This window comes from Pseudomonas quercus (assembly GCF_012033695.1).
GTDB lineage: Bacteria > Pseudomonadota > Gammaproteobacteria > Pseudomonadales > Pseudomonadaceae > Aquipseudomonas > Aquipseudomonas quercus.
Map to the genome: position 1 here is coordinate 408,927 of NZ_JAAVJI010000003.1, position 21,715 is coordinate 430,641.

General features: G+C 60.6%; 17 protein-coding genes. 6 read left to right on the plus strand and 11 right to left on the minus strand.

The window, feature by feature from the left end; translation table 11 throughout:
- Positions 1–23 precede the first annotated feature (23 nt).
- Both amaA and amaB read right to left on the minus strand, forming a co-directional pair.
- The gene (gene amaA, locus HBH25_RS08290) at positions 24–1,316 is read right to left on the minus strand and encodes an L-pipecolate oxidase (protein WP_168083377.1); all 1,293 of its coding nucleotides are present in this window, start codon (positions 1,314–1,316) and stop codon (positions 24–26) included.
- Between the two features lie 33 nt (positions 1,317–1,349).
- A complete protein-coding gene (gene amaB, locus HBH25_RS08295; RefSeq protein WP_168083379.1) occupies positions 1,350–2,843 on the minus strand; it encodes an L-piperidine-6-carboxylate dehydrogenase in 1,494 nt (497 codons plus the stop codon).
- A gap of 246 nt (positions 2,844–3,089) precedes the next feature.
- Here amaB and hglS point away from each other — a divergent pair, with 246 nt between their 5' ends.
- Positions 3,090–4,478: a 2-oxoadipate dioxygenase/decarboxylase HglS gene (hglS, locus tag HBH25_RS08300; protein WP_168083381.1), complete on the plus strand. Its 1,389-nt coding sequence runs from the start codon at positions 3,090–3,092 to the stop codon at positions 4,476–4,478.
- Between the two features lies 1 nt (position 4,479).
- On the opposite strand, the gene HBH25_RS08305 is transcribed toward hglS, so the two are convergent.
- Both HBH25_RS08305 and HBH25_RS08310 read right to left on the minus strand, forming a co-directional pair.
- Positions 4,480–6,462 (minus strand): methyl-accepting chemotaxis protein, encoded by a 1,983-nt coding sequence (locus HBH25_RS08305; protein ID WP_168083383.1) that lies wholly within the window; start codon positions 6,460–6,462, stop codon positions 4,480–4,482.
- 155 nt (positions 6,463–6,617) lie between these two features.
- Positions 6,618–7,538 carry a LysR substrate-binding domain-containing protein gene (locus HBH25_RS08310; protein ID WP_168083385.1) on the minus strand — a complete coding sequence of 307 codons (921 nt, stop codon included), beginning with the start codon at positions 7,536–7,538 and terminating at the stop codon, positions 6,618–6,620.
- Between the two features lie 171 nt (positions 7,539–7,709).
- Here HBH25_RS08310 and HBH25_RS08315 point away from each other — a divergent pair, with 171 nt between their 5' ends.
- Positions 7,710–9,098 (plus strand): NorM family multidrug efflux MATE transporter, encoded by a 1,389-nt coding sequence (locus HBH25_RS08315; protein WP_168083387.1) that lies wholly within the window; start codon positions 7,710–7,712, stop codon positions 9,096–9,098.
- Between the two features lie 54 nt (positions 9,099–9,152).
- Here HBH25_RS08315 and HBH25_RS08320 read toward each other — a convergent pair whose 3' ends face one another.
- Positions 9,153–10,832 carry a putative bifunctional diguanylate cyclase/phosphodiesterase gene (locus HBH25_RS08320; protein WP_168083389.1) on the minus strand — a complete coding sequence of 560 codons (1,680 nt, stop codon included), beginning with the start codon at positions 10,830–10,832 and terminating at the stop codon, positions 9,153–9,155.
- Between the two features lie 246 nt (positions 10,833–11,078).
- Here HBH25_RS08320 and rep point away from each other — a divergent pair, with 246 nt between their 5' ends.
- Both rep and HBH25_RS08330 read left to right on the plus strand, forming a co-directional pair.
- Positions 11,079–13,088: a DNA helicase Rep gene (gene rep, locus HBH25_RS08325; protein ID WP_168083391.1), complete on the plus strand. Its 2,010-nt coding sequence runs from the start codon at positions 11,079–11,081 to the stop codon at positions 13,086–13,088.
- Between the two features lie 14 nt (positions 13,089–13,102).
- Complete coding sequence (locus HBH25_RS08330; protein ID WP_168083393.1) at positions 13,103–13,678, plus strand: xanthine phosphoribosyltransferase; 576 nt, start codon at positions 13,103–13,105, stop codon at positions 13,676–13,678.
- Between the two features lie 2 nt (positions 13,679–13,680).
- Here HBH25_RS08330 and HBH25_RS08335 read toward each other — a convergent pair whose 3' ends face one another.
- The 6 genes from HBH25_RS08335 to dadA form a co-directional block, all read right to left on the minus strand.
- Positions 13,681–14,001 carry a DUF2845 domain-containing protein gene (locus tag HBH25_RS08335; protein WP_229631851.1) on the minus strand — a complete coding sequence of 107 codons (321 nt, stop codon included), beginning with the start codon at positions 13,999–14,001 and terminating at the stop codon, positions 13,681–13,683.
- Between the two features lie 21 nt (positions 14,002–14,022).
- Positions 14,023–15,921 (minus strand): acetyl-CoA hydrolase/transferase family protein, encoded by a 1,899-nt coding sequence (locus HBH25_RS08340; protein WP_168083395.1) that lies wholly within the window; start codon positions 15,919–15,921, stop codon positions 14,023–14,025.
- 330 nt (positions 15,922–16,251) lie between these two features.
- Positions 16,252–16,800, minus strand: coding sequence for a cupin domain-containing protein (locus HBH25_RS08345; protein WP_168083397.1), 549 nt, complete (start codon positions 16,798–16,800; stop codon positions 16,252–16,254).
- 105 nt (positions 16,801–16,905) lie between these two features.
- On the minus strand, positions 16,906–17,976 hold the full coding sequence (gene alr, locus HBH25_RS08350; RefSeq protein WP_168083399.1) for an alanine racemase: 1,071 nt from the start codon (positions 17,974–17,976) through the stop codon (positions 16,906–16,908).
- Positions 17,977–18,048: 72 nt separating this feature from the next.
- The gene (locus HBH25_RS08355; RefSeq protein ID WP_168083401.1) at positions 18,049–18,402 is read right to left on the minus strand and encodes a RidA family protein; all 354 of its coding nucleotides are present in this window, start codon (positions 18,400–18,402) and stop codon (positions 18,049–18,051) included.
- On the minus strand, positions 18,374–19,675 hold the full coding sequence (dadA, locus tag HBH25_RS08360) for a D-amino acid dehydrogenase (protein ID WP_168083403.1): 1,302 nt from the start codon (positions 19,673–19,675) through the stop codon (positions 18,374–18,376). The genes HBH25_RS08355 and dadA overlap by 29 nt, the downstream gene beginning before the upstream one ends.
- A 156-nt stretch (positions 19,676–19,831) precedes the next feature.
- Between dadA and HBH25_RS08365 the strand changes: the two genes are divergently transcribed.
- Positions 19,832–20,320, plus strand: a complete 489-nt coding sequence (locus HBH25_RS08365; protein ID WP_168083405.1) for an Lrp/AsnC ligand binding domain-containing protein — start codon at positions 19,832–19,834, stop codon at positions 20,318–20,320.
- Between the two features lie 62 nt (positions 20,321–20,382).
- The gene (locus tag HBH25_RS08370; protein ID WP_168083407.1) at positions 20,383–21,696 is read left to right on the plus strand and encodes an NAD(P)/FAD-dependent oxidoreductase; all 1,314 of its coding nucleotides are present in this window, start codon (positions 20,383–20,385) and stop codon (positions 21,694–21,696) included.
- Positions 21,697–21,715 lie beyond the last annotated feature (19 nt).

Consider the following 21,715-nt stretch of genomic DNA (forward strand, 5'->3'; position numbering starts at 1 on the left):
ATCCAAGGATTCAGGGTCAGCCGTTACAACACTACTCTTAAGCATTGCCCGGCGTGGTACAGCGAAAACCCGGTTTCATAGAGGCCGGTGCGCAAACCAGGCAGGCTTACAGGCTGGTCTTGGGAGAACGGGATGGGCAAATCAGCCACGCGTTCGTTGATCACAAAATCTGCCATGGCCGCACCTAGCACCGTGCCAGTGGTATTGCCCCGGCCGTTGTACCCTGTCACGGCAATCAGGCCTGGCGCGGGCTCATACAGGCGCAACAGGTGGTCTGGGGTGAAGTCGATGGCGCCCGTCCAATGGCTTTCCCACTCCACGCGGCCCAGTTCGGGGAAGTAGTGCCGCTGGATGCGGTCAGCCCAGCCGCGTACGAACCACGCAGGCTTGTTGTCCAGCCGGCCCATGCTGCCTAGCAGCAGGCGGCCTTGGTCATCACGGCGGATGCTGCTCAGCACCATGCGGGTGTCCCATGAGCCTTGGGCATGGGGCAAAATCGCCTCTGCGGCCGGGCCGCTCAAAGGCACGGAGGCCACTTGCAGGTAATACCCGCGGAAATAGTTGTTCTTGACCGTGTTCCAGTCGCCTTCGGTATAGGCGCCGGTAGCAATAACGACCTTGTCAGCCTCGACGTTGCCCGTGGCTGTCGTTACCCGCCAGCTGGTGCCCTCGCGCTGCAGGCCGGTAACAGGCGCATTCTGAAACAGTAGGCCGCCCAAACGTTGGACGGTGGCGGCCAGGCCTCGGGTGTAGGCCATGGGGTTGATCGTGCCCGCGCGGTGATCCAGCAAGGCGGTCGCCACCTTGTCGGTACCGCAGTATTCGCGGCAACGAGCACCGGACAGCAATTCGATGTTGGCCCCTCGGCGGCGCCACTGGTCGTGGCGGGCCTGAAGGTCCTCCGCGCCCGCGGCACTGTGCGCCATGTGCAGTGTGCCTTGGTGGTGGGCCTGGCAGTCGATGGTGTAACGGGCGATGGTGTCGAACACCTGGGCGGGGGCTTCGCCCAGTACCTTGTTCAGGCGGCCGCCCACCGCCGTGCCCAGCGTAGCCTCCACATCGTCCGGCTTGATCCAGGTGCCCGCGTTCACCAGCCCCACGTTGCGCCCGGAGCCGCCATGCCCTACTTCGTGGGCCTCCAGCACGACGACCTGATAACCCTGTTCCCGCAGGCGAATGGCAGCGCACAGGCCGGTGATACCACCGCCGATCACACACACCTGGGTGCGCACCTGATCGGTAAGCCCCAGAGCAGGGGCCGCCGGAGGTAGCACACGTTCCCACAAACATTCCTGACGCAAGGGGCGAGGCGACATCGCAGGTTCTCACGGTGGGGTTAAGTACAGAGATCAGTCGAACACAATGCCTTGGGCCAGGGGCAACTCACGTGAATAGTTCACGGTGTTGGTCTGCCGGCGCATATAGGCGCGCCATGCATCGGAGCCAGACTCCCGGCCACCGCCCGTTTCCTTTTCGCCACCAAAGGCGCCGCCGATTTCTGCACCACTGGTGCCAATGTTTACGTTGGCGATACCGCAGTCACTGCCGCAGGCGCTCTGGAAGCGCTCAGCTTCCCGTACATCGGTGGTGAAAATACAGCTGGACAGCCCCTGCGGCACTTCGTTGTTCAGCGCCAGCGCTTGCTCAAACTCGTCATAGGCGATCACGTACAAGATAGGCGCGAAGGTTTCATGGCGCACCACCGCGCTCTGGCCGGGCATTTCCACCACAGCGGGGGCGACATAGTAGGCGTCCGGGTATTGGGCCTGCAGTTGCCGCTCCCCTCCGAAGACCACGCCGCCTTCGTTACGGGCACGGTCAAGGGCATCCTGCATGGCCTGGAATGCTTGCTGGTCAATCAATGGCCCCACCAGGTTGTTTTCCCGTGGGTCTCCGATACGTACTTTGCCGTAGGCAGCTTTTACACGGGCGACTACGTCGTCCTTGATGGAACGGTGCACGATCAGCCGGCGCAGGGTAGTGCAACGCTGGCCCGCGGTGCCGACGGCCGAGAACAGAATCCCGCGCACGGCCAGGTCCAGGTCGGCACTGGGCGCAAGAATCATGGCGTTGTTGCCGCCCAGTTCCAGCAGGCTGCGACCAAAGCGGGCGGCTACACGTGGCCCTACTTCGCGGCCCATGCGGGTACTGCCTGTAGCGCTCACCAAGGCCACGCGGGCGTCATCCACCATGGTCTCACCGGCTTCACGGTCACCCAACAGCACCTGTGCCAAGCCCGGCGGCGCATCGCTACCAAACTGTGCCAGGGTTTTTTCAAGGAGCGCTTGGCACGCTAAGGCAGTAAGCGGGGTTTTTTCCGAAGGTTTCCACACCACGGCATTGCCACACACCAGCGCCAGCGCGGTGTTCCAGGACCAGACGGCCACAGGGAAGTTGAAGGCGCTGATCACCCCAACCACGCCCAGTGGGTGCCAGCTTTCGCGCATATGGTGGCCTGGGCGCTCGGAGGCGATGGTCAAACCGTACAGCTGGCGGGACAGGCCCACGGCAAAATCGCAGATATCGATCATTTCCTGTACTTCGCCCAGGCCTTCCTGGGTGATCTTGCCGGCTTCCACGGACACCAGCTCACCTAGCAGCGCCTTGTGCTCGCGCAGCACCTCTGCGAACTGGCGCACCAGCTCGCCACGGCGAGGTGCTGGTACGTTACGCCAGGCCAGGAATGCTGCCTGTGCGGCGCCAATACGGGCAGCCACCTCGTCCTTGCCTTGCAGAGTGATCGAACCGATCTGGCTGCCATCAATGGGGGTGAATACAGGATGGTTACCGTTGCGATACGCCGTGGCAGGCACGCCCAGGCGCTCCAGCAAACCGTCGATCATGTGAAATCTCCAATAAGGTTCAGCCGCAATAACGTTGATAGTCCACGGCACAGGCCGCCCCCCTCAAGCGATGATTTGGCAGCACATCATTCCTCAGGGGAATGATAGAAAACACACGCCCCTGGCAAAGGTCGTAACCTGGGCCTTTCGGAAAATAAGGAATGAAGCCCGCACTTTTTATCGCTTGCCCATAGGCCGTCGCTGCCGCTTGAATAAGCCCTGCCTACCCTCGCCAAGGAACACGCCATGCCTACCCCCGACTATGTGAGCCCGGACCACATCCGCGCCCGCTTCTCGCGCGCCATGTCAGCCATGTACCGGGCCGAAGTACCGCTGTATGGCGACCTGATGGAATTGGTGGCGCAGGTAAACCAGGAAACCCTGGCCAACCAGCCGGCCATGGCCAAGGCACTTCAGCGAAGCGGGGGCCTGGCGCGCTTGGATGAGGAACGCCACGGGGCCATTCGGGTAGGCACTGCCGAGGAGCTGGCTACCCTTGCCCGGTTGTTTGCGGTAATGGGTATGACACCCGTGGGCTACTACGACCTGTCTCCAGCTGGAGTGCCGGTCCATTCCACAGCCTTCCGTGCCGTGCATGAAGACAGCCTGGGCATCAGCCCCTTCCGTGTGTTCACTTCGCTGCTGCGCCTGGAACTGATCAACGACGCGGGGCTGCGCGAAATGGCGGCAGGCTTGTTGGCCAAGCGCCAGATCTTCACACCCAAGGCACTGGCGTTGATTGCACAGCATGAAGCTCAGGGCGGCCTTACGGACAGCGAAGCGGACACGTTCGTGACCCAGGCGCTGGAAACCTTCCGCTGGCACCGCCAGGCCACGGTTACCCAGGCCCAGTACCAGCGATTGCATGACCAGCACCGGTTGATCGCTGACGTGGTGGCCTTCAATGGCCCCCATATCAACCACCTTACGCCCCGCACACTGGACATCGACAACGTGCAGGCCTTGATGCCAACCCGCGCCATTCCGCCCAAGGCCGTGATCGAGGGGCCGCCACGGCGCCAACTGCCGATCCTGCTTCGGCAGACCAGCTTCAAGGCTCTGGAAGAGCAGGTCGCCTTCACCGACAGTGAACCAGCCACCCTGGGCACGCACACCGCCCGCTTTGGCGAAATCGAGCAGCGCGGCGCGGCGCTTACGCCAGCCGGCCGTGAATTGTATGACCAACTGTTGGACAAAGCCCGGGCAGGGCTTGAGGGCGTGCCTGCCGAGCGCGACCCAGGGCGCTATCAAGCGCTGCTGGAACAGGCATTCGCCGCGTTTCCAGATGAGGCTCAAGCACTGCGGCGTCAAGGGTTGGCGTGGTTCCGCTATACCCCTACAGCCCAAGGCCTGGCCGGTGACGCCTCAGGCAAACGCCTGGACACGTTGATCGCTGATGGCGATATCCAATGCGACCCCTTGGTGTATGAAGACTTTCTACCGGTCAGTGCAGCAGGCATCTTCCAGTCCAACCTGGGCGACGAAGCACGCACCGAATACGGCAGCAACGCCAACCGTGCGCAGTTCGAGCGCGCGCTGGGGCGGCCCGTGGTCAACGAAATGGAGGTGTATGAAAACACCCAACGGCGCTCGCTACTGGCATGCGAGGCACAGTTGGGTGTGAAGCTACTGTGAATCAGCCGCGAACCCGGAAACGGTCCACTTCACGGCTCAGGCCAGCCGCCACGCTCTCCAGGTCGCGTGCGGTGGTGGCCAGGTTGGAGACCACTTCACGCTGATCGCTGTTGGCGTGAGCAATGCTTTGCAGGTTGCTGCTCAACAACGTGGCGGTGTCACTTTGTTCCTGGGTCGCGGTAGCGATGGCTGCAAACTGCTGCCCTGCCATGCGGCTTTGCTCGTCGATCCGGGACAGGGCATCAGCGACCCTGGCATTGCGGGACAGGCCTTCCTGCATCAGCTGGTTGCCCTGCTCCATGGTATGGATCGCTTGGCCAGTCTGCTGCTGGATGCTGGCAATCATGGTGGAGATTTCATCTGTGGCCTGACGCGTACGCGAAGCCAGGCTACGCACTTCGTCTGCCACCACGGCAAAGCCTCGGCCCTGCTCACCCGCACGTGCCGCTTCGATCGCAGCATTAAGCGCCAGCAGGTTGGTCTGTTCGGCAATGGACGTGATCACACCAACGATTCCGCCAATTTCCTGGGACCGCTGCCCCAGGGTGTCGATGACCTTTGCCGTGTCGCCCAGGGCGCCAGCGATCTGCTCCAGCGAGGAAGAAGCTTGTTCCATGGAAGCGCGACCCGTGCGGGTGTGCTCGGCATTCTGCTGGGCCACGCGCTCGGTTTCGCTCATGTTGTCTGCGATATTCAACGAGGTGGCACTGAATTCTTCCACTGCGCCCGCCATGCTGGTGATTTCGCCGCTTTGTTGCTCCATTCCTTCATACGCACCGGCAGACAGGCCTGAAAGCGCTTGTGCACGATCGCTGACCTGTTCGGATGCGACACGGATATGGCGCACCATGGTAGCCAGTGCCTCGCCCATGTGGTTGAAGCTACGCGCCAGTTGTGCGATTTCGTCGTTCCCCGCCACCGTCAAGCGCGCTTCCAGGTCTCCGGCGCCCAACGCTTCGGCCTGGTTCACCAGGTCGCCCAGCGGCTTGAGCCGGCGGCGCAGCAGGATCATCGCCGCGCCCACAGCCAGCACCGTAGCCAGCAGGCTACCCAGCATCAACTTGGTGCCTACGTTCCAGGTCACGGCGCGCAGCTCTTCAAGCGGCATGCTGGCCACTACGCTCCAGGGCCCTTGGGCGAACGGTTGTGCCAATGAGTAATACTCAGCCTGGCCGTCATTCCAGAAGTGGCCTTTACCCGTATTGCCCGCCTCACGAATAGCCGTAGCCGCCGCTTCAAGGTTCTTCACACCGGCAGGTGGTACCAGCCACTGATTCTGCGCATCCAGCAACGCCAGAGAGCCGCTTTTCCCAATACGGAACTGCGCCAGGTTGTCGAACTGCGCTTTCTGCGCATCGGTGTAGTCGAAGCCTACGAACAGCACCGCGATCACCTTGCCGCCCCCATCGCGCACGGGCGTGTACTGGGTCATGTACGAGCGGCCGAACAGGTTGGCGGCACCCACGTAGTTCTGCCCAGTCAACAGCCGCTGGTAGGCCGGATGAGCATGATCGAGCGCGGTGCCGATGGCGCGGGTACCGTCCTGCTTGGTCAGCGAAGTGCTGATGCGCACAAAATCCTCACCGCTGCGTACAAAGACCGTGGCCACACCGGCGGTCATCTTGCGAAAATCATCCACTTCCCGGAAGTCGTTGTTCAACACTTCCTCGCCCAGCCACAAGCCTGGCGTTGCCAGGTTGGCGACCGTTACTGGCTGGTCAGGGTGAAGGCTTAAGCCAGCACTGAAGCGGGACTCGAACAGGCCGCTCAAACGTTGGGTGCTTTCACGCAGGGTATTGTGGAAGGTATCAAGCTGGTCAGACAGCAGCCGTGCCTCACTGGCCATGTGTTCCTGCCGTGTGGCCAGGTTGGCCTGGTCCAACGAACGCAGGGCAAAAACGGTACTCCCGCTGATTACCACAACAAGTACAAGCGCAATCGCAATACCAAGTTGTCGGGCAATAAAGGCACGTGGTTGTTTCATTTCAGCTCCTGTTGGAAGTGCCAGCTTTGCCGGTCTCGATCGCTTCCAAGGGTATAGACAAAGGTCGTATGGATCCCTTGCCGCCGGATCCCTGTCATGACTTCGGCGGGGCAGGCGCATACTTGAGCGTCAGGCAGGGTTATTTGCTCAAGAGGCTAGCGAAGCAACGTGACCGCAGGCAGTTTCATGCTGGCGGCTTCGCTACGAAGAAATTCGCTGAGCCGGTGGACACGCTCACTTCCGGGCCGTGTGCCAGGCCATACCAGATAATAGCTCTCACCGCTGGCCACTGCCGTGGGCCAGGGCAAACTGAGACGACCGGCCGCTACGTCCTCGGCCACCATCAATAAATCTCCGATGGACACCCCATAGCCGCGAGCCGCAGCGATCATGCCCAGCTCCAAGGTATCGAACACCTGCCCACCCCGAATGGAAACCTTGTGGTCCAGCCCAGTACGCCGTAGCCAGCTGCGCCAGTCGCGCCGGTCCGGTGTGGGGTGCAGCAGCTCGGCATTGGCCAACTGGTCAGCAGTCCACGGCGCCTGGGCTTGGAGTTCAGGCCCACCGACGGGAATCAGCAGTTCATCAAATAGCCACGTGGCCTCCCAATCAGAAGGAAAGGTTCCATTGCTCAGCAACACGGCGCAGTCGAAGGGCTCCAGGTTGAAGTCCACGTCGTCGATATCCATCCAGGCACTGGTGAGCTGTACTTCGTTGCCACTTTGCAAATGGCGAAAACGGCTCAGGCGAGCCAGCAGCCAACGCATGGTCAGGGTTGAAGGCGCTTTCATGCGCAAAATGCCATCTTCCCCAATAAGCGTGGCGCAGGCTCGCTCCAAGGAAGAAAAGCCTTCACGCACACCCGGAAGCAGCAGACGGCCAGATTCACTCAGGACCAGGCTGCGCCCTGCCCGCACGAACAACTTGCAAGCGAAGTGCTCTTCCAAGGTACGCACGTGGCGGCTTACTGCGCTTTGAGTAATGGCCAACTCTTCGGCAGCGCGGGTGAAAGAACTGTAGCGGGCGGCAGCCTCAAAGGCTCGCAACGCGTATAGCGGGGGTAGGCGACGGGTCATGGGGAGGTTCGGGCTCAGACAGCCAAGGGCGGTTTCAGGCTATAGGTTCAGTTGCCAAAGCAAAAGCCAGTATGACTAAAACTCATGTCATCGATCGCTATTATCCTTTTGTAGGTAGAGCCGGCAAAGCGCAGAATCACCGGCTGATTACAGTCGGATCCGTGTCCTCCCATGCCGCTTACTGCCCGCTCTGAACTCAAGGCCCTGTTACGCCTGGCCGGCCCGCTGATTGCCTCCCAGTTGGCACACATGCTGATGATCCTGACCGATACCATCATGATGGCCCGTATCGGCCCCCAAGCCCTGGCAGGGGGTAGCCTAGGGGCCGCCAGCTACTCATTCGTGTCCATTTTCTGCGTCGGTGTGATGGCTGCGGTAGGCACATTGGCGTCCATTCGCCAGGGCGCAGGAGACACGGCTGGGGTGACCCGGCTGACCCAGGCAGGTTTGTGGCTGGCCTGGGGCCTGGCGATAGCCGGAGGCCTACTGCTGTGGAACCTGCCACCGGTGTTGCTCCGCCTCGGGCAAACGCCGGAAAACGTGGCAGCGGCCAGTGAATTTCTCAAAGTACTGGCATTCGCCCTGCCCGGCTCGCTCAGCTTCATGGCACTGCGCGGTTTTACCAGCGCGGTAGGCAAGGCAGCGCCGGTCATGGTGATCAGCATTGCAGGCACATTGCTGAACCTTGTGCTCAACCTGGCCGTACTCAACGGCACTTTTGGCCTGCCGCCGCTGGGGCTTGCCGGCATTGGCATGGTCACGGCAACAGTGGCTACCGCCATGGGCCTGGCGCTGGCGTTCTACATCAATCGCAACCCTAGCTATGCGGCTTACCCTTTCCTCAATGGCCTGTCCAGGCCCTGTGGTGAGGCACTCAAGGAGCTATGGCGGCTGGGCCTTCCCATCGGCGGCACCTACGCCGTAGAGGTAGGGCTCTTTGCCTTCGCGGCCCTGTGCATGGGCAACATGGGGCAAACTCAACTAGGCGCACATCAGATTGCGCTGCAAATCGTGTCCGTGGCATTCATGGTCCCTGCTGGGCTTTCCTACGCGGTAACGCTACGCATTGGGCGCCATTATGGCGCGGGCCAACTGGGCCAGGTCCACAAGGCGGGTCGCTTGGGCATTGGTTTTGGGGCCATCATCATGCTCAGCTTTTCACTGGTGTTGTGGCTGGTGCCTGGCAAGCTGGTGGGTCTGTTTATTGACGGCTCAGACCCGGCATTCATTGCCATTTTCCAATTGGCCATGCAACTGCTTGCGGTGGCCGCCTGGTTCGAATTGTTCGACGGCGTACAAACCATAGCCATGGGAGCCATTCGCGGCCTGAAGGATGCCCGCCTTACATTTCTGGTGGGCCTGGCGTGCTACTGGTTGGTAGGTGCGCCTGCTGCCTGGCTACTGGCATTCCACTTCGGCCATGGCGCCGTAGGCGTGTGGTGGGGGCTGGCGCTTGGGCTGGCCTGCGCGGCCATCTGCCTGACACTGGCATTCGAAGCCAAGATGAAACGATTGAAGCCACCGCTTGTGCAGGCCGGAGCCGGCAGCGGAGCCCTATGACTGCTTAGGGTTTGTACGCAAAGCCGGCGAGCGCAGCCACTTTTCGTACAAGGCCTAGCGCAGCCGGGCATCGCTGTGCCGGTTCAGGCCGGTTTGCAAGTAGGCCAGCAAGGCGCTCAAGGGCATGGGCCGGCTGATCAGAAAACCTTGCGCCTGATCGCACCCATAGGCCCTTAGCTCGTTAAGTTGTTCGGCGGTTTCCACACCTTCGGCCACAACCTCCAAGTGGAGGTTGTGGGCCAGGTTGACCATAGCCCGCACCAGTTGCCGGCTTTCGGCCCGCTCATTCATATGCGCAACAAAACTGCGATCGATCTTCAACAGCGCAATAGGCAAGCTGCTGAGGTGTACGAAGGAAGAAAAACCGGTGCCAAAATCGTCCAGCGAGAAACGCACGCCCAGCTGGCGCAGCGCATCCATGGTATGGCGCACCTGGTCGTTACGGCGCATCACCGCTGTTTCCGTCAGCTCGAACTCAAGCCAGCTGGCATCGATTCCGCGATCATTGATCAGGCGGCTGAGGGTGCCCAGCAACTGACTGTCCTGAAACTGCCTGAACGAGAGGTTGACTGCCATATGCAAAGGCGCAATACCCGCCTGCCGCAAGGCCTGCATGTCTTCAAGCGCACGTGCGAGCACCCAGTAGCCCAAGGGTACGATCAGCCCGCTCTGCTCGGCCAACGGCACGAACTCGCTGGGCGCCAATAGCCCTCGCTCGGCATGGCGCCAGCGCACGAGGGCCTCAAGCCCTACGATTCGGCCGTTACCCAGGTCCAGCCGTGGCTGGTAGTGCATCTCCAGCTCGTCCCTGCGCAGTGCACGGCGAAGTTCACCTTCCAGGTCTACCTTGTTGCGCGCCTGGCGGTTGGCCTGCTCGTTGAAGACATGAAACGTACAACCCTGGATGCTTTTCGCCTGGCGCATGGCCATGTGCGCATGCCACATCAGCGGGTCGGGGTCTGTACGTTGCCGGCCGTGGGCGATGCCCAGGCTGCAGCCGATCAGCAGGCTTTCCCCTTCTATCCAATAGGGGTCTGCCAAGGCTTCGGTGATCTGCTCGGCCAGGCGCTCGGCACGCGAGGGGTCGCGCTGCGTATCGATCAGCAAGGCAAACTCGTCACCACCCAGGCGTGCCAATTGGTCGCCTGGCGCAAGCTGTGCCTTGAGCCGTGCCACCACCTGGCGTATCAGCCCGTCCCCGGCCTGATAGCCCAGGCAATCGTTGGCATGGCGGAAGTTGTCCAGGTCCAGGTGCCCAAGGGCCAGGCCACGGCCGTCGCCGCTTGCCAGCCGGGCGGCCAACATGGCAAGAAAGCCCTGCCGGTTGGCGATGCCGGTGAGGGTATCCTCCTCCGCCAAGCGCTGCAGCGTGCTCTGCAACAGGTTGCGCTCCTGCACATGGCGCAAACAACGCCGCAGCGCACTGGCGTCCAGGCCCTGCATGACAAGCCAGTCGCTAGCGCCGGCCGGCGGCTCGCCTGGCTCGGCTTCTAGCAGCAATACCTGGGGCCAACCGCACCGGCCTGCAGCCGGCTGGCACTCCGGCGTGGCCAATACCACCAGCAGGCCGGCTTCAGCGGTGACGGTTTCAAGGTCCCAGGGTGGCCCCCACGTGGTTGCCCGTGCCAGCGTCCATGGCCCCCCCAGCGTGTCGAGACAGCTGCGCAACGCAGCCTCCCACGCATCCTGTTGCGAGATCAACAGCAACCGCAAGGGTTCGGTGAGCGTGGACAAGCGAGCTCCTTATGAGCGTGAAGACACTTTACGCAGGGGTAGCACAGGGATGCGCCCTGGAGATGATAATGATTTTCGCTGACACATACGCCACGATCTGCGTCATGGCTGTAAGCAGCGCTACGGCCATGACGTAAAAGTATCAAAATATATAGAAAATCTCAGGGGGTCGAGAGACGGTCGCGGCAGATAGCGCACGCCCTGCTAAAATGCGCGACCTTTTTTTGGCAAACCTATCTGGAATTCATGTCTCGGCTCAACCCCAGGCAACAAGAAGCAGTGAACTACGTAGGCGGCCCGCTGCTGGTGCTCGCTGGCGCAGGCTCAGGCAAGACCAGCGTTATTACCCGCAAAATTGCCTACCTGGTGCAACAGTGCGGCGTGCGCGCCCAATACATCGTGGCCGTAACCTTTACCAACAAGGCGGCACGCGAAATGAAGGAGCGCGTGACCAGCCTGTTGCGCGGCAGCGAAGGCCGCGGGCTTACCGTCTCAACCTTCCACAACCTGGGGTTGAACATCATCCGTAAGGAGTATGCCCGGCTAGGCTACAAACCAGGCTTTTCGATCTTCGATGAAAGCGACATCAAGGCGCTGCTCACGGATATCATGCAAAAGGAGTACGCCGGGGACGACGGTGCCGACGAAATCAAGCACATGATCGGCAGCTGGAAGAACGACCTGATCCTTCCGCCCCAGGCACTTGAAGAGGCCCGCAACCCCCGTGAACAAACCGCGGCCATCGTGTACGCAGCCTACCAGCGCACGCTCAAGGCCTACAATGCACTGGATTTCGACGACTTGATCCTGCTGCCGGTCAAGCTGTTCCAGGAGCATGCCGATATCCTGGAGAAGTGGCAGAACCGTGTGCGTTATCTGCTGGTCGACGAGTACCAGGACACCAACGCCAGCCAATACCTGTTGGTGAAACAACTGATTGGCACCCGCAACCAGTTCACCGTAGTAGGTGATGACGATCAGTCCATTTATGCCTGGCGCGGTGCCCGGCCGGAAAACCTCATGCTGCTCAAGGAGGATTACCCCTCCCTGAAAGTCGTGATGCTGGAGCAGAACTACCGCTCTACCAGTCGTATTCTGCGATGCGCCAATACGCTGATCGCCAATAACCCCCATGCGTTCGAGAAGCAGTTGTGGAGCGAAATGGGCCACGGCGATGAAATCCGTGTGATTCGCTGCAAGAACGAAGACGCTGAAGCCGAGCGCGTTGCGATGGAAATCCTCACACTCCACCTGCGCACCGACCGCCCCTACCGGGATTTCGCCATCCTGTACCGTGGCAACTACCAGGCCAAACTGATCGAGCTCAAGCTCCAGCACCACCAGGTGCCTTATCGGTTGTCAGGCGGTACAAGTTTCTTCGCCCGCCAGGAAGTGAAAGACCTGATGTCCTACTTCCGCCTGCTGGTGAACCCGGACGACGACAACGCCTACCTGCGCGTGATCAACGTGCCGCGCCGGGAAATCGGCTCCACAACCCTGGAAAAGCTTGGCAACTACGCCACCCAGCGCAATACCTCCATGTACGAGGCCAGTGCCGAGCTGGGCCTGGGCGAGCACCTGGACAGCCGTTTCGTAGACCGCCTGCAGCGCTTCAAGCGCTGGATGGATGGCGTGCGCCAGCAGGTATCCCAAGACGACCCCATCGCCGCACTCAAGGCCATGGTGGCAGACATCGACTATGAAAACTGGATTCGCCAGAACAGTTCCAGTGACAAGGCTGCCGACTACCGCATCGGGAACGTGGCCTTTCTGATCGAAGCCCTGAAAAATACCTTGGACAAGGATGAAGACGGCGGCATGACGATTGAGGATGCCATCGGTAAACTGGTGCTGCGTGACATGCTCGAACGCCAGCAGGAGGAAGAGGAAGGGGCCGATGGTGTGCAGATGATGACGCTGCACGCGTCCAAGGGCCTGGAGTTCCCCTACGTGTTCATCATGGGCATGGAAGAGGAAATTCTCCCTCACCGCTCCAGCATCGAGGCCGATACCATCGAAGAAGAGCGTCGGCTGGCGTACGTGGGTATCACCCGCGCACGTCAAACGCTAGCGTTCACCTTCGCCGCCAAACGCAAGCAGTACGGTGAAGTCATCGACTGCGCGCCTAGCCGTTTCCTTGACGAACTTCCCGCCGATGACCTGGCTTGGGAAGGTTTGCAAGACACCCCCGTGGAGGTGAAAGCCGCCCGGGGCAACCATGCATTGGCCGACATCCGCGCCATGCTCAAGCGCTGACCCAAGGAGCCCTCGTGGAAGCCCTGCATAACAAGATCCGTGAAGAAGGTATTGTATTGTCCGACCAAGTACTGAAGGTCGATGCCTTCCTCAACCATCAGATCGACCCCGCACTGATGCAGGCTATTGGCGAAGAATTCGCCCGCCGTTTCGGCGGCTTGGGTATCAACAAGATCGTCACCATCGAAGCGTCCGGCATTGCGCCCGCCGTGATGACCGGGCTATGCCTGGGTGTACCGGTGATCTTTGCCCGCAAGCATGCGTCACTGACGTTGACCGAGCACCTGCTCACCGCTTCGGTGTATTCGTTCACCAAGCAGACCGAGAGCACCGTGGCCATTTCGCCCCGGCACCTGCAAAAGGGTGACAAGGTGCTGATCATCGACGACTTCCTGGCCAATGGCCGGGCGTCGCAGGCGTTGATTTCCATCATTCACCAGGCCGAGGCGGAAGTGGCCGGGCTAGGTATCGTGATTGAAAAGTCGTTCCAGACCGGCCGCGCGCAGCTTGAAGAGCAAGGCTATCGTGTGGAGTCTCTGGCGCGTGTTGCCTCCCTGGCCGGAGGTGAGGTGAGTTTTCTGCCCAGCTGATCTCAGCGTGACAAGTCGATGCTCACCAACGTGCCGTCGATAAACTTCAGCTGGTAGGTCGCACCATTGCGAGGCCCGTACACCCAGTGTTCAATGGTAGCTGCCTGGGCGCGCCGGGTGCCGTCGGCGGCCAGCGCTGCCGGGATCACTTCACGGTGCACGGGTGGGCCGCATTTTTTCTGCACGGCATAGGTGGACGCCCCCTCGGATACAAGGGCCGTGCCACAGCGCAGGTCGGCCTGAGCCAAGCTTTGAACGCCTAGAACGGCGTATCCTGCCATGAGCAGGCGCCGGGCATGCCTTGAAAACAGCGGTGTGTTCATGGGTGATACTTTTTAAAAAGGTTACAGTCGGGTCGCCTGCAGCCCTGCCAGCAACAGCCGTTGCTCAAGCTGTTCACGCAGGCCTGAAGGCGCGTCCAGGCGCATGCGCGCCAGTTCCTCAGGGTACAACGAGGCGTCAGGCGCCTCCAGTGCAGCACGCCCAAGGTCCAGCAGCTCGGTGAAATGGAACTTGCTTTTCACCCAATTCAACGCTCGCAGCAGGTCCTTCTCGGTGGCAGTGAAATCGCTGCCCAACGGGTATTCGGGGAAGACGTGAGGCTGCCGGGCACGGATGTCTTCCAGCCACTGCGGCGTATTATCGGTAAAACGTTGGTCCAGGCGAAAGTCGCGAGGCAACTTGCCTGCCATTTGCGCCTGGTCCAGCAGGGCGGGTTGGAAGCGCGAGTCAGCGATGTTCAACAACGCTTCTATCACCTGCGCGTCGCTTTTGCCGCGCAGGTCGGCGATGCCGTACTCCGTGATCACGATATCGCGCAAATGCCGAGGGATCGTGCACTGCCCCTGCTCCCAGACAATGTTCGACGTTACCGTGCCGCCGCTTTCACGCCAGCTGCGCAGCAGGAGAATAGAGCGAGCGCCCTCCAGTTCCTGCCCCTGCACCACAAAATCGAACTGCCCGCCTACGCCACTGAGTACACGCCCATCGGGTAACTGATCGGACGCCGCAGCGCCTAGCAGATTGACACTCAGCACGGTGTTCATGAACCGTGCATGAGTACGCTGCTGGCGCTTGAGTGTTTCGTCGCCATACAGCGTGTTCACATAGCTGATGGCGGTCATGGCGAAGCGCGCCCGGGCCTCCATGGGCATTTCCCGTAAACGTGCATAGAACGACGAAGGCCCTAGGAAAAAGCCGCCGTGCAACACCGCGCCTTCCGTGTCCAGCACAGGGTCGGGCCCTTCCGGCCCACCCAGCACACGGCGGCGCAGTATGCCTGCGTCGGCCAGCACCAGCAGGCCGTTCACAAACATTTCGCTGCATCCGTACAGGCCTGTCGCGAAGGGCGCCAGCCCGCCTTCCTGATGGATCAAGCCGGCCCACTGGCCTGTCTGGGCCTCATCGATCACCGTACGGTACGCCGGGTTATCGGCTTGCCGGGTAAGCAGTGCAGCCGTGATCGCATCGCCTAATGCGCCAATACCGATCTGTAGCGTGCCGCCATCCTGGACCAGGGTACTGGCGTGCAGGCCGATGAAATGCTCGCGAATACCTACTGGTTGATTAGGGGTGGAGAACAGCGTGCTGTGCTCGGGTGTATCGATCAGCAGGTCGAATTGCTCCCGGGGTAACTCGGCATCGCCAGGCATGTAAGGCAGGTCGGCATGTACCTGGCCCAACACCAGAATGGCCTGGCCTTCCCAGCGTCGACGCTCCAGCATAGGTAGCAGGTCAAGGGTGATGTCAGGGTTGCAGCTCACGCTGAGAAAGCCTGAGCGTTCGGGGGCTTCGGCCACCAGTTGTGCAACCAGGTTGATACCCTGTGCGTTGATATCCCGTGCCGCATGACTGTAATTGCTGCTGACATAGGCCTGCTGAGCCTGCTGGCTGCTCCCCGTAGCACCGGCCTGCATGAAAAACTGTTCGATGCGTACATTAGGCGGCAACGCATCGGTAGCCAGGTCTGCTACGAAGTCCAGTTCCAGGTAGTCGCCATATACGCGCTCGATGAAAGGCTCAAGGAAGCGGCGTTGCAGGCCATCGCCCAACGATGGACGGCTCAGGCACAGGGCGGTATAGACCGTAAGTTGCCGTTCAGGAAGTGCCTTGATGCGGGCGTACAGTGCATTCACGAAGCGGTTCGGCTTGCCAAGGCCCAGGGGAAGGCCCAATCGGATATGTGCGGGCAGGCGTTCCAGCACCACATCAACCGCACGTTCCAGGCTTACCACTTCAGTCATCACAACCTCCCTTTCGGATGCTTTGGTGATTATGACCGCAGGGTGGCGGAATGTTTCGGTATTGCTGACGTAAGCACATGGTGCCCGCTCAAGCGCAGAAGCCATGCCCACCACAGCACCCTGCAAGATCGGTTGCAGTCGAAGGCGAATCCGGAGCTCGTTTCACGCTACGTACTTGCCTAAGTTCGCCCGCTGCGCGCGGGCTCCCGCAGGATCGCTCCACCTGTATCAGGAACCTATCCCGCATCAGGCGCCTTGCACAGCACCCTGCAGGACCGGTTGTAGCCGAAGGCGCAGGCCGGGAACCTGCCGAATCTTTTGCTGCAGCTTCTAGAAATTCGCGGGCGTGGCTGCGCTGATCAGCCGTGCTGGAACATCATAAGGGTTGCGGAAACGATGCGGGCGTGAGCTTTCAAAGTAATAGCTGTCGCCGGCTTCCAGTACGAACGTGTCCAGGCCAACGACCAGCTCCAACCGGCCTTCCAGAAGAATGCCCGTTTCCTCGCCATCGTGGGTGAGCATTTCTTCGCCCGTGTCAGCGCCAGGGGGATAGATTTCCGAAAGGAAGGCAATGGCCCGGCTGGAATGGCCGCGCCCTACCAGTTTCATGGTGACTTCGCCGTCTGAAATGTCGATCAGCTCGTGGGCTTTGTACACAATTTGCGCAGAGCTTTCAGGCGCCAATTCTTCGGAAAAGAATTCCACCATTGACATAGGGATGCCGCTCAACACCTTTCGCAAGGAACTGATCGAAGGGCTTACGCTGTTTTTCTCGATCATCGAGATGGTGCTGTTGGTCACCCCCGCACGTTTGGCCAGCTCCCGTTGAGACAGGCCCTTGAGCTTGCGGATGGCTTGCAATCGTTCACCGACGTCCAATGGCGGGACCCTCCCCGGGGTATCTGCTGGAAATAATGAACAGCATGATGGCAACAGTGTTCAGTATTTACAACAGCCGTACCGGGCCAAGGGTTTAGGGACGGGCTATTCGCTGTACACCAAGGGTACACGCTTCAGGTTGCAGAACAGCTGGTAAGGAATGGTATTGGCCCAGGTTGCCACTTCGCTGGCTAGCACTTGGCGGCCCCACAACTCCACCAGGCTGCCAACCGTCGCCTCTGGCACATCCGTGAGATCAATGCACAGCATGTCCATAGACACCCGCCCCAGCAATTGGCTGCGCTTGCCAGCCACCACGACAGGCGTCCCAGTGGGCGCATGGCGCGGATAGCCATCGGCGTAACCCATGGCCACCACACCCACCCGCATGGGCCGCTCCGTTACAAAATGCTGCCCATACCCGATAGGTTCACCTGCCGGTAGCTCGCGCACACTGATCACCCGTGACTCCAGGATCATGACAGCCTTGAGCGCATCGGCATTGGCCTGGGCGTGCTCAAAGGGCGTGGCACCGTACAGCATGATACCGGGCCGCACCCAATCGCTTTTCACCTGAGGCCAACCCAATACAGCGGGGGAATTGCGCAGGCTTGTTTCAGCCTGTAGCCCTTCAGTGGCTTGGGTAAACTGCGCCACCTGCTCCAGGCTTCGGGGGTTGTCCAGCTCGTCGGCGCTGGAGAAATGGCTCATCAGCACTACTTTCGCGACCTTGCCAGTAGCCAGCAGGCGCTGATAGGCCTGAGCATATTCAGCAGGGCTTACACCGACGCGGTGCATGCCCGAGTCCATTTTCAACCAGACGGTCAAAGGCCCTTGCAGTACGGCCTGCTCGATAACGTCGACCTGCCACAGCGAATGCACGACACACCACAGGCGATGCTCGATGATAAGCGGTAGCTCACTGGCCTCGAAAAACCCCTCAAGCAAAAGAATGGGCGCCTGAAGTCCCGCTTCGCGCAGCGCCAGTGCTTCTTCAATACAGGCCACGGCAAAACCGTCGGCGCTATCTGCCAGTGTTTGCGCGCACTGTACTGCGCCATGGCCATACGCATCGGCTTTGATCACGGCCAAGGCACGGGCGCCCGCCAGCTCGCGAGCAAACTGGTAATTGTCACGTAGGGCTTGAAGGTCGATGAGGGCACGGGCGGGGCGCATGGAAGTGCTCGTTCAAGGTTAAAACACAATAAAAAACCCGGCTGCTTCATAAGCAGGCCGGGCGAGGAAGCATTACTTGAGGGCAGCGGTAACCGACAACTCTACGAGAATGCCCGGCTCGCACAGCTTGGCTTCTACAGTGGCGCGGGCCGGTGCTACGCCCTTGGGTAGCCATTGGTCCCAAACGGCGTTCATGCCCTTAAAGTGGGCATCGATGTCTTTCAGGTAAATGGTGACTGACAGCAAATGTTCCTTGCTGGAGCCTGCCAGGTCGAGCAAGCGCTCAATACTGCCCAAGGTTTCCCGGGTCTGCTGCTCGATGCTGGCGTTCAAATCATCGCCAACCTGCCCTCCCAGATACACCACGCCATTGTGGGTGACAATCTGGCTCATGCGCTCATTGGTGAGCTGGCGCTGGATGACCATGCCGGGCGTTCTCCTGTGAATGGGTGTAGCGGGATATATCAAGGCCCTGGGCGCTGATCTGCGGTTTCTTGCGTGCCATCAGGTCCGCCAGCAGGCGGCCAGAGCCGCAGGCCATGGTCCAACCCAAGGTGCCATGCCCGGTATTGAGGAACAGGTTGCGCAGGGCGGTGCCGCCTACGATAGGCGTACCGTCCGGCGTCGTCGGCCGCAGGCCAGTCCAGAAGCTGGCTTGAGCCAAGTCACCGCCCCGAGGATAGAGATCATTCACGATCATCTCCAGCGTTTCACGCCGGCGCGGATTGAGTGACAGGTCAAAACCGGCGATTTCCGCCATGCCGCCCACACGAATCCGGTTGTCAAAACGTGTAAGGGCTACCTTGTAGGTCTCATCCAGAATGGTAGAGGCCGGTGCCATGGCGGGATCGGTAATAGGAACAGTCAGCGAATAGCCCTTGAGGGGATACACCGGTGCCTTGATACCCAGTGGTTTAAGCAGGGCTGGCGAGTAACTGCCCAGCGCCAGCACATACCGGTCGGCTGTTTCCAGCTTCCCGTCTATCATCACGCCTTTTACCTCACCACCGGCCTGCACCAAGCGCTCGATGGTCTGGCCAAAGCGAAACTCGACACCCAGGGCCTGGGCCATTTGCGCCAGGCGAGTGGTAAACATCTGGCAATCGCCGGTCTGGTCGTTGGGCAGCCGTAGCGCCCCTACCAACAGATCGCCTGTGGCCGCCAAGGCTGGCTCCACGCGTGCGATGCCAGCACGGTCAAGCACTTCGAACGGCACCCCGGACTGCTTGAGCACCGCAATGTCCTTTGCCGCGTTATCTAACTGTTCCTGCGTGCGAAACACCTGTGTGGTGCCCAGGGTGCGGCCTTCGTAGGCAATGCCTGTTTCGGCACGCAACTCATCGAGGCAATCGCGGCTGTATTCGGACAGCCGCACCATGCGCTCTTTGTTGATGGCGTAGCGGCTGGCCGTGCAGTTGCGCAGCATCTGCGCCATCCACAGGTACTGATCCAGGCTGCCGGTTGCCTTGATAGCGAGCGGCGCATGGCGCTGGGCAAGCCAGGACAGAGCCTTGAGGGGAATGCCAGGGGCCGCCCAGGGAGACGCGTAGCCTGGAGACACCTGGCCCGCGTTGGCAAAGCTGGTTTCCATCGCCACCGCTGGCTGGCGGTCTACCACCACTACCTCGAACCCTTGCCGGGCAAGGTAATACGCCGTGGTTGTGCCAATGACACCGCTGCCCAGCACCAGAACTCGCATGTTCAACTCCTGGAACGCGGGCAGCCCGCAGTCCGACTGTATAAGTGGCGAAATAGCGGCAGTATAAGGAGTCAAAACCAGTGCTATTCACTATATACGAGGCTATATTTGGAGGGAATTCTCGGCAGAATCGGCTTTTTTGGAGGGGCATCACCTATGCGCACCCAGCATCAGACCAAGCGTGAGCTGGACAGGATCGATCGCAGCATCCTGCGGCTGCTACAGGCTGACGGGCGCTTGTCCTTTACCGAACTGGGCGAAAAGGTGGGCCTGTCGACCACGCCTTGCACGGAACGCGTACGGCGCCTGGAACGGGAAGGCATCATCATGGGCTACTACGCGCGCCTCAACCCACAGCACCTCAAAGGCAGCCTGCTGGTGTTCGTAGAGATTAGCCTGGATTACAAGTCGGGTGACACCTTCGAGGAATTCCGTAGGGCCGTACTCAAGTTGCCGCACGTACTGGAATGCCACTTGGTCTCTGGCGACTTCGATTACTTGGTCAAGGCCCGCATTTCGGAAATGGCGTCCTATCGCAAATTGCTGGGCGACATTTTGCTGAAGCTGCCCCATGTGCGCGAATCCAAAAGCTATATCGTGATGGAAGAAGTAAAAGAAAGCCTCACCTTGCCAGTGCCTGACTGAATTCGCCCCCCACGCGGCAAGCTGTTAAATTTAGCTAACACCCCTTTCCACAGGACGGTCCCATGGCTGCCATGGCTCAGCGCGCACCTTACTCGCCAGCACATGCTCCTTCGTACTATGCCGCCAGTTGCCAGCCTCATACGGCGTACCCTGCGTTGCAGGGTGAAGTGAACGTCGATGTGTGTATCGTTGGGGGCGGCTTCAGTGGCCTGAACACGGCCATTGAGCTGGCCGAGCGGGGCCTGAGCGTAGCTGTGCTGGAGGCCCGGCTCATAGGCTGGGGCGCCTCGGGGCGCAACGGCGGCCAGCTGATTCGAGGCGTGGGCCACGATGTAGACCAGTTTGCGCCTGTGCTTGGGCACGAAGGCGTGCTTTCACTCAAGCACATGGGCCTTGAAGCGGTTGAAATCGTCCGGCAGCGCGTAGAGAAGTACGCTATCGCGTGTGACCTGACCTGGGGCTACTGCGACCTGGCCAACAAGCCTGCCCAGTTCGAAGCGTTTGCCGCTGATATTGCCGAGCTGCGCAGCTTGGGCTATCGCCATGCCATGGAGCTGATCGCACCGCACCAGTTGGCCAGCGTAGTCGGTTCAGACCGTTATAAAGGTGGGCTGGTGGACATGGGATCAGGCCACTTGCATCCCCTGAACCTGGCCCTGGGCGAAGCGGCCGTGGCGCAGCAGCTGGGCGTGCAGGTGTTCGAACAGTCACCGGTAACACGGATCGACTACGGCCCGAAGGTGAAAGTGCACGCCCAGGGTGGCACGGTATGCGCCACTACATTGGTGCTGGCCTGCAACGCCTACCTCAATGACCTGAACCCGGAATTAGGCGGTAAGGTGTTACCAGCAGGTAGCTATGTGATCGCGACCGAGCCTCTGCCAGAGGCTCTAGCCCATGAGATACTGCCCCGGAACATGGCGGCCTGCGACCAACAGGTGACCGTGGATTATTTCCGGCTGTCTGCAGACCGCCGTCTGCTGTTCGGGGGCGCGTGCCATTACTCAGGCCGCGACCCTAGGGACATCGCGGCCTACATGCAGCCAAAGATGCTCAAGGTGTTCCCTCAATTGCATAGCACTCGGATCGACTATCAATGGGCAGGCATGATCGGCATCGGCGCCAACCGCCTGCCCCAGATAGGCCGGCTGCACAGCCATCCCAATGTGTATTACGCACAGGCCTATGCCGGCCATGGGCTCAACGCCACGCACCTGGCCGGCCGCTTGCTCGGCGAGGCCATTACAGGCCAGGTAGGAGGCGGCTTTGACCTGTTCGCCAAGGTGCCTCACATGACCTTCCCAGGCGGCAAATACCTACGCTCCCCGTTATTGGCCATGGGCATGCTATGGCATCGGTTGAAGGCGCTGGCATAGGGCTGGGGGCTGGGGGCTG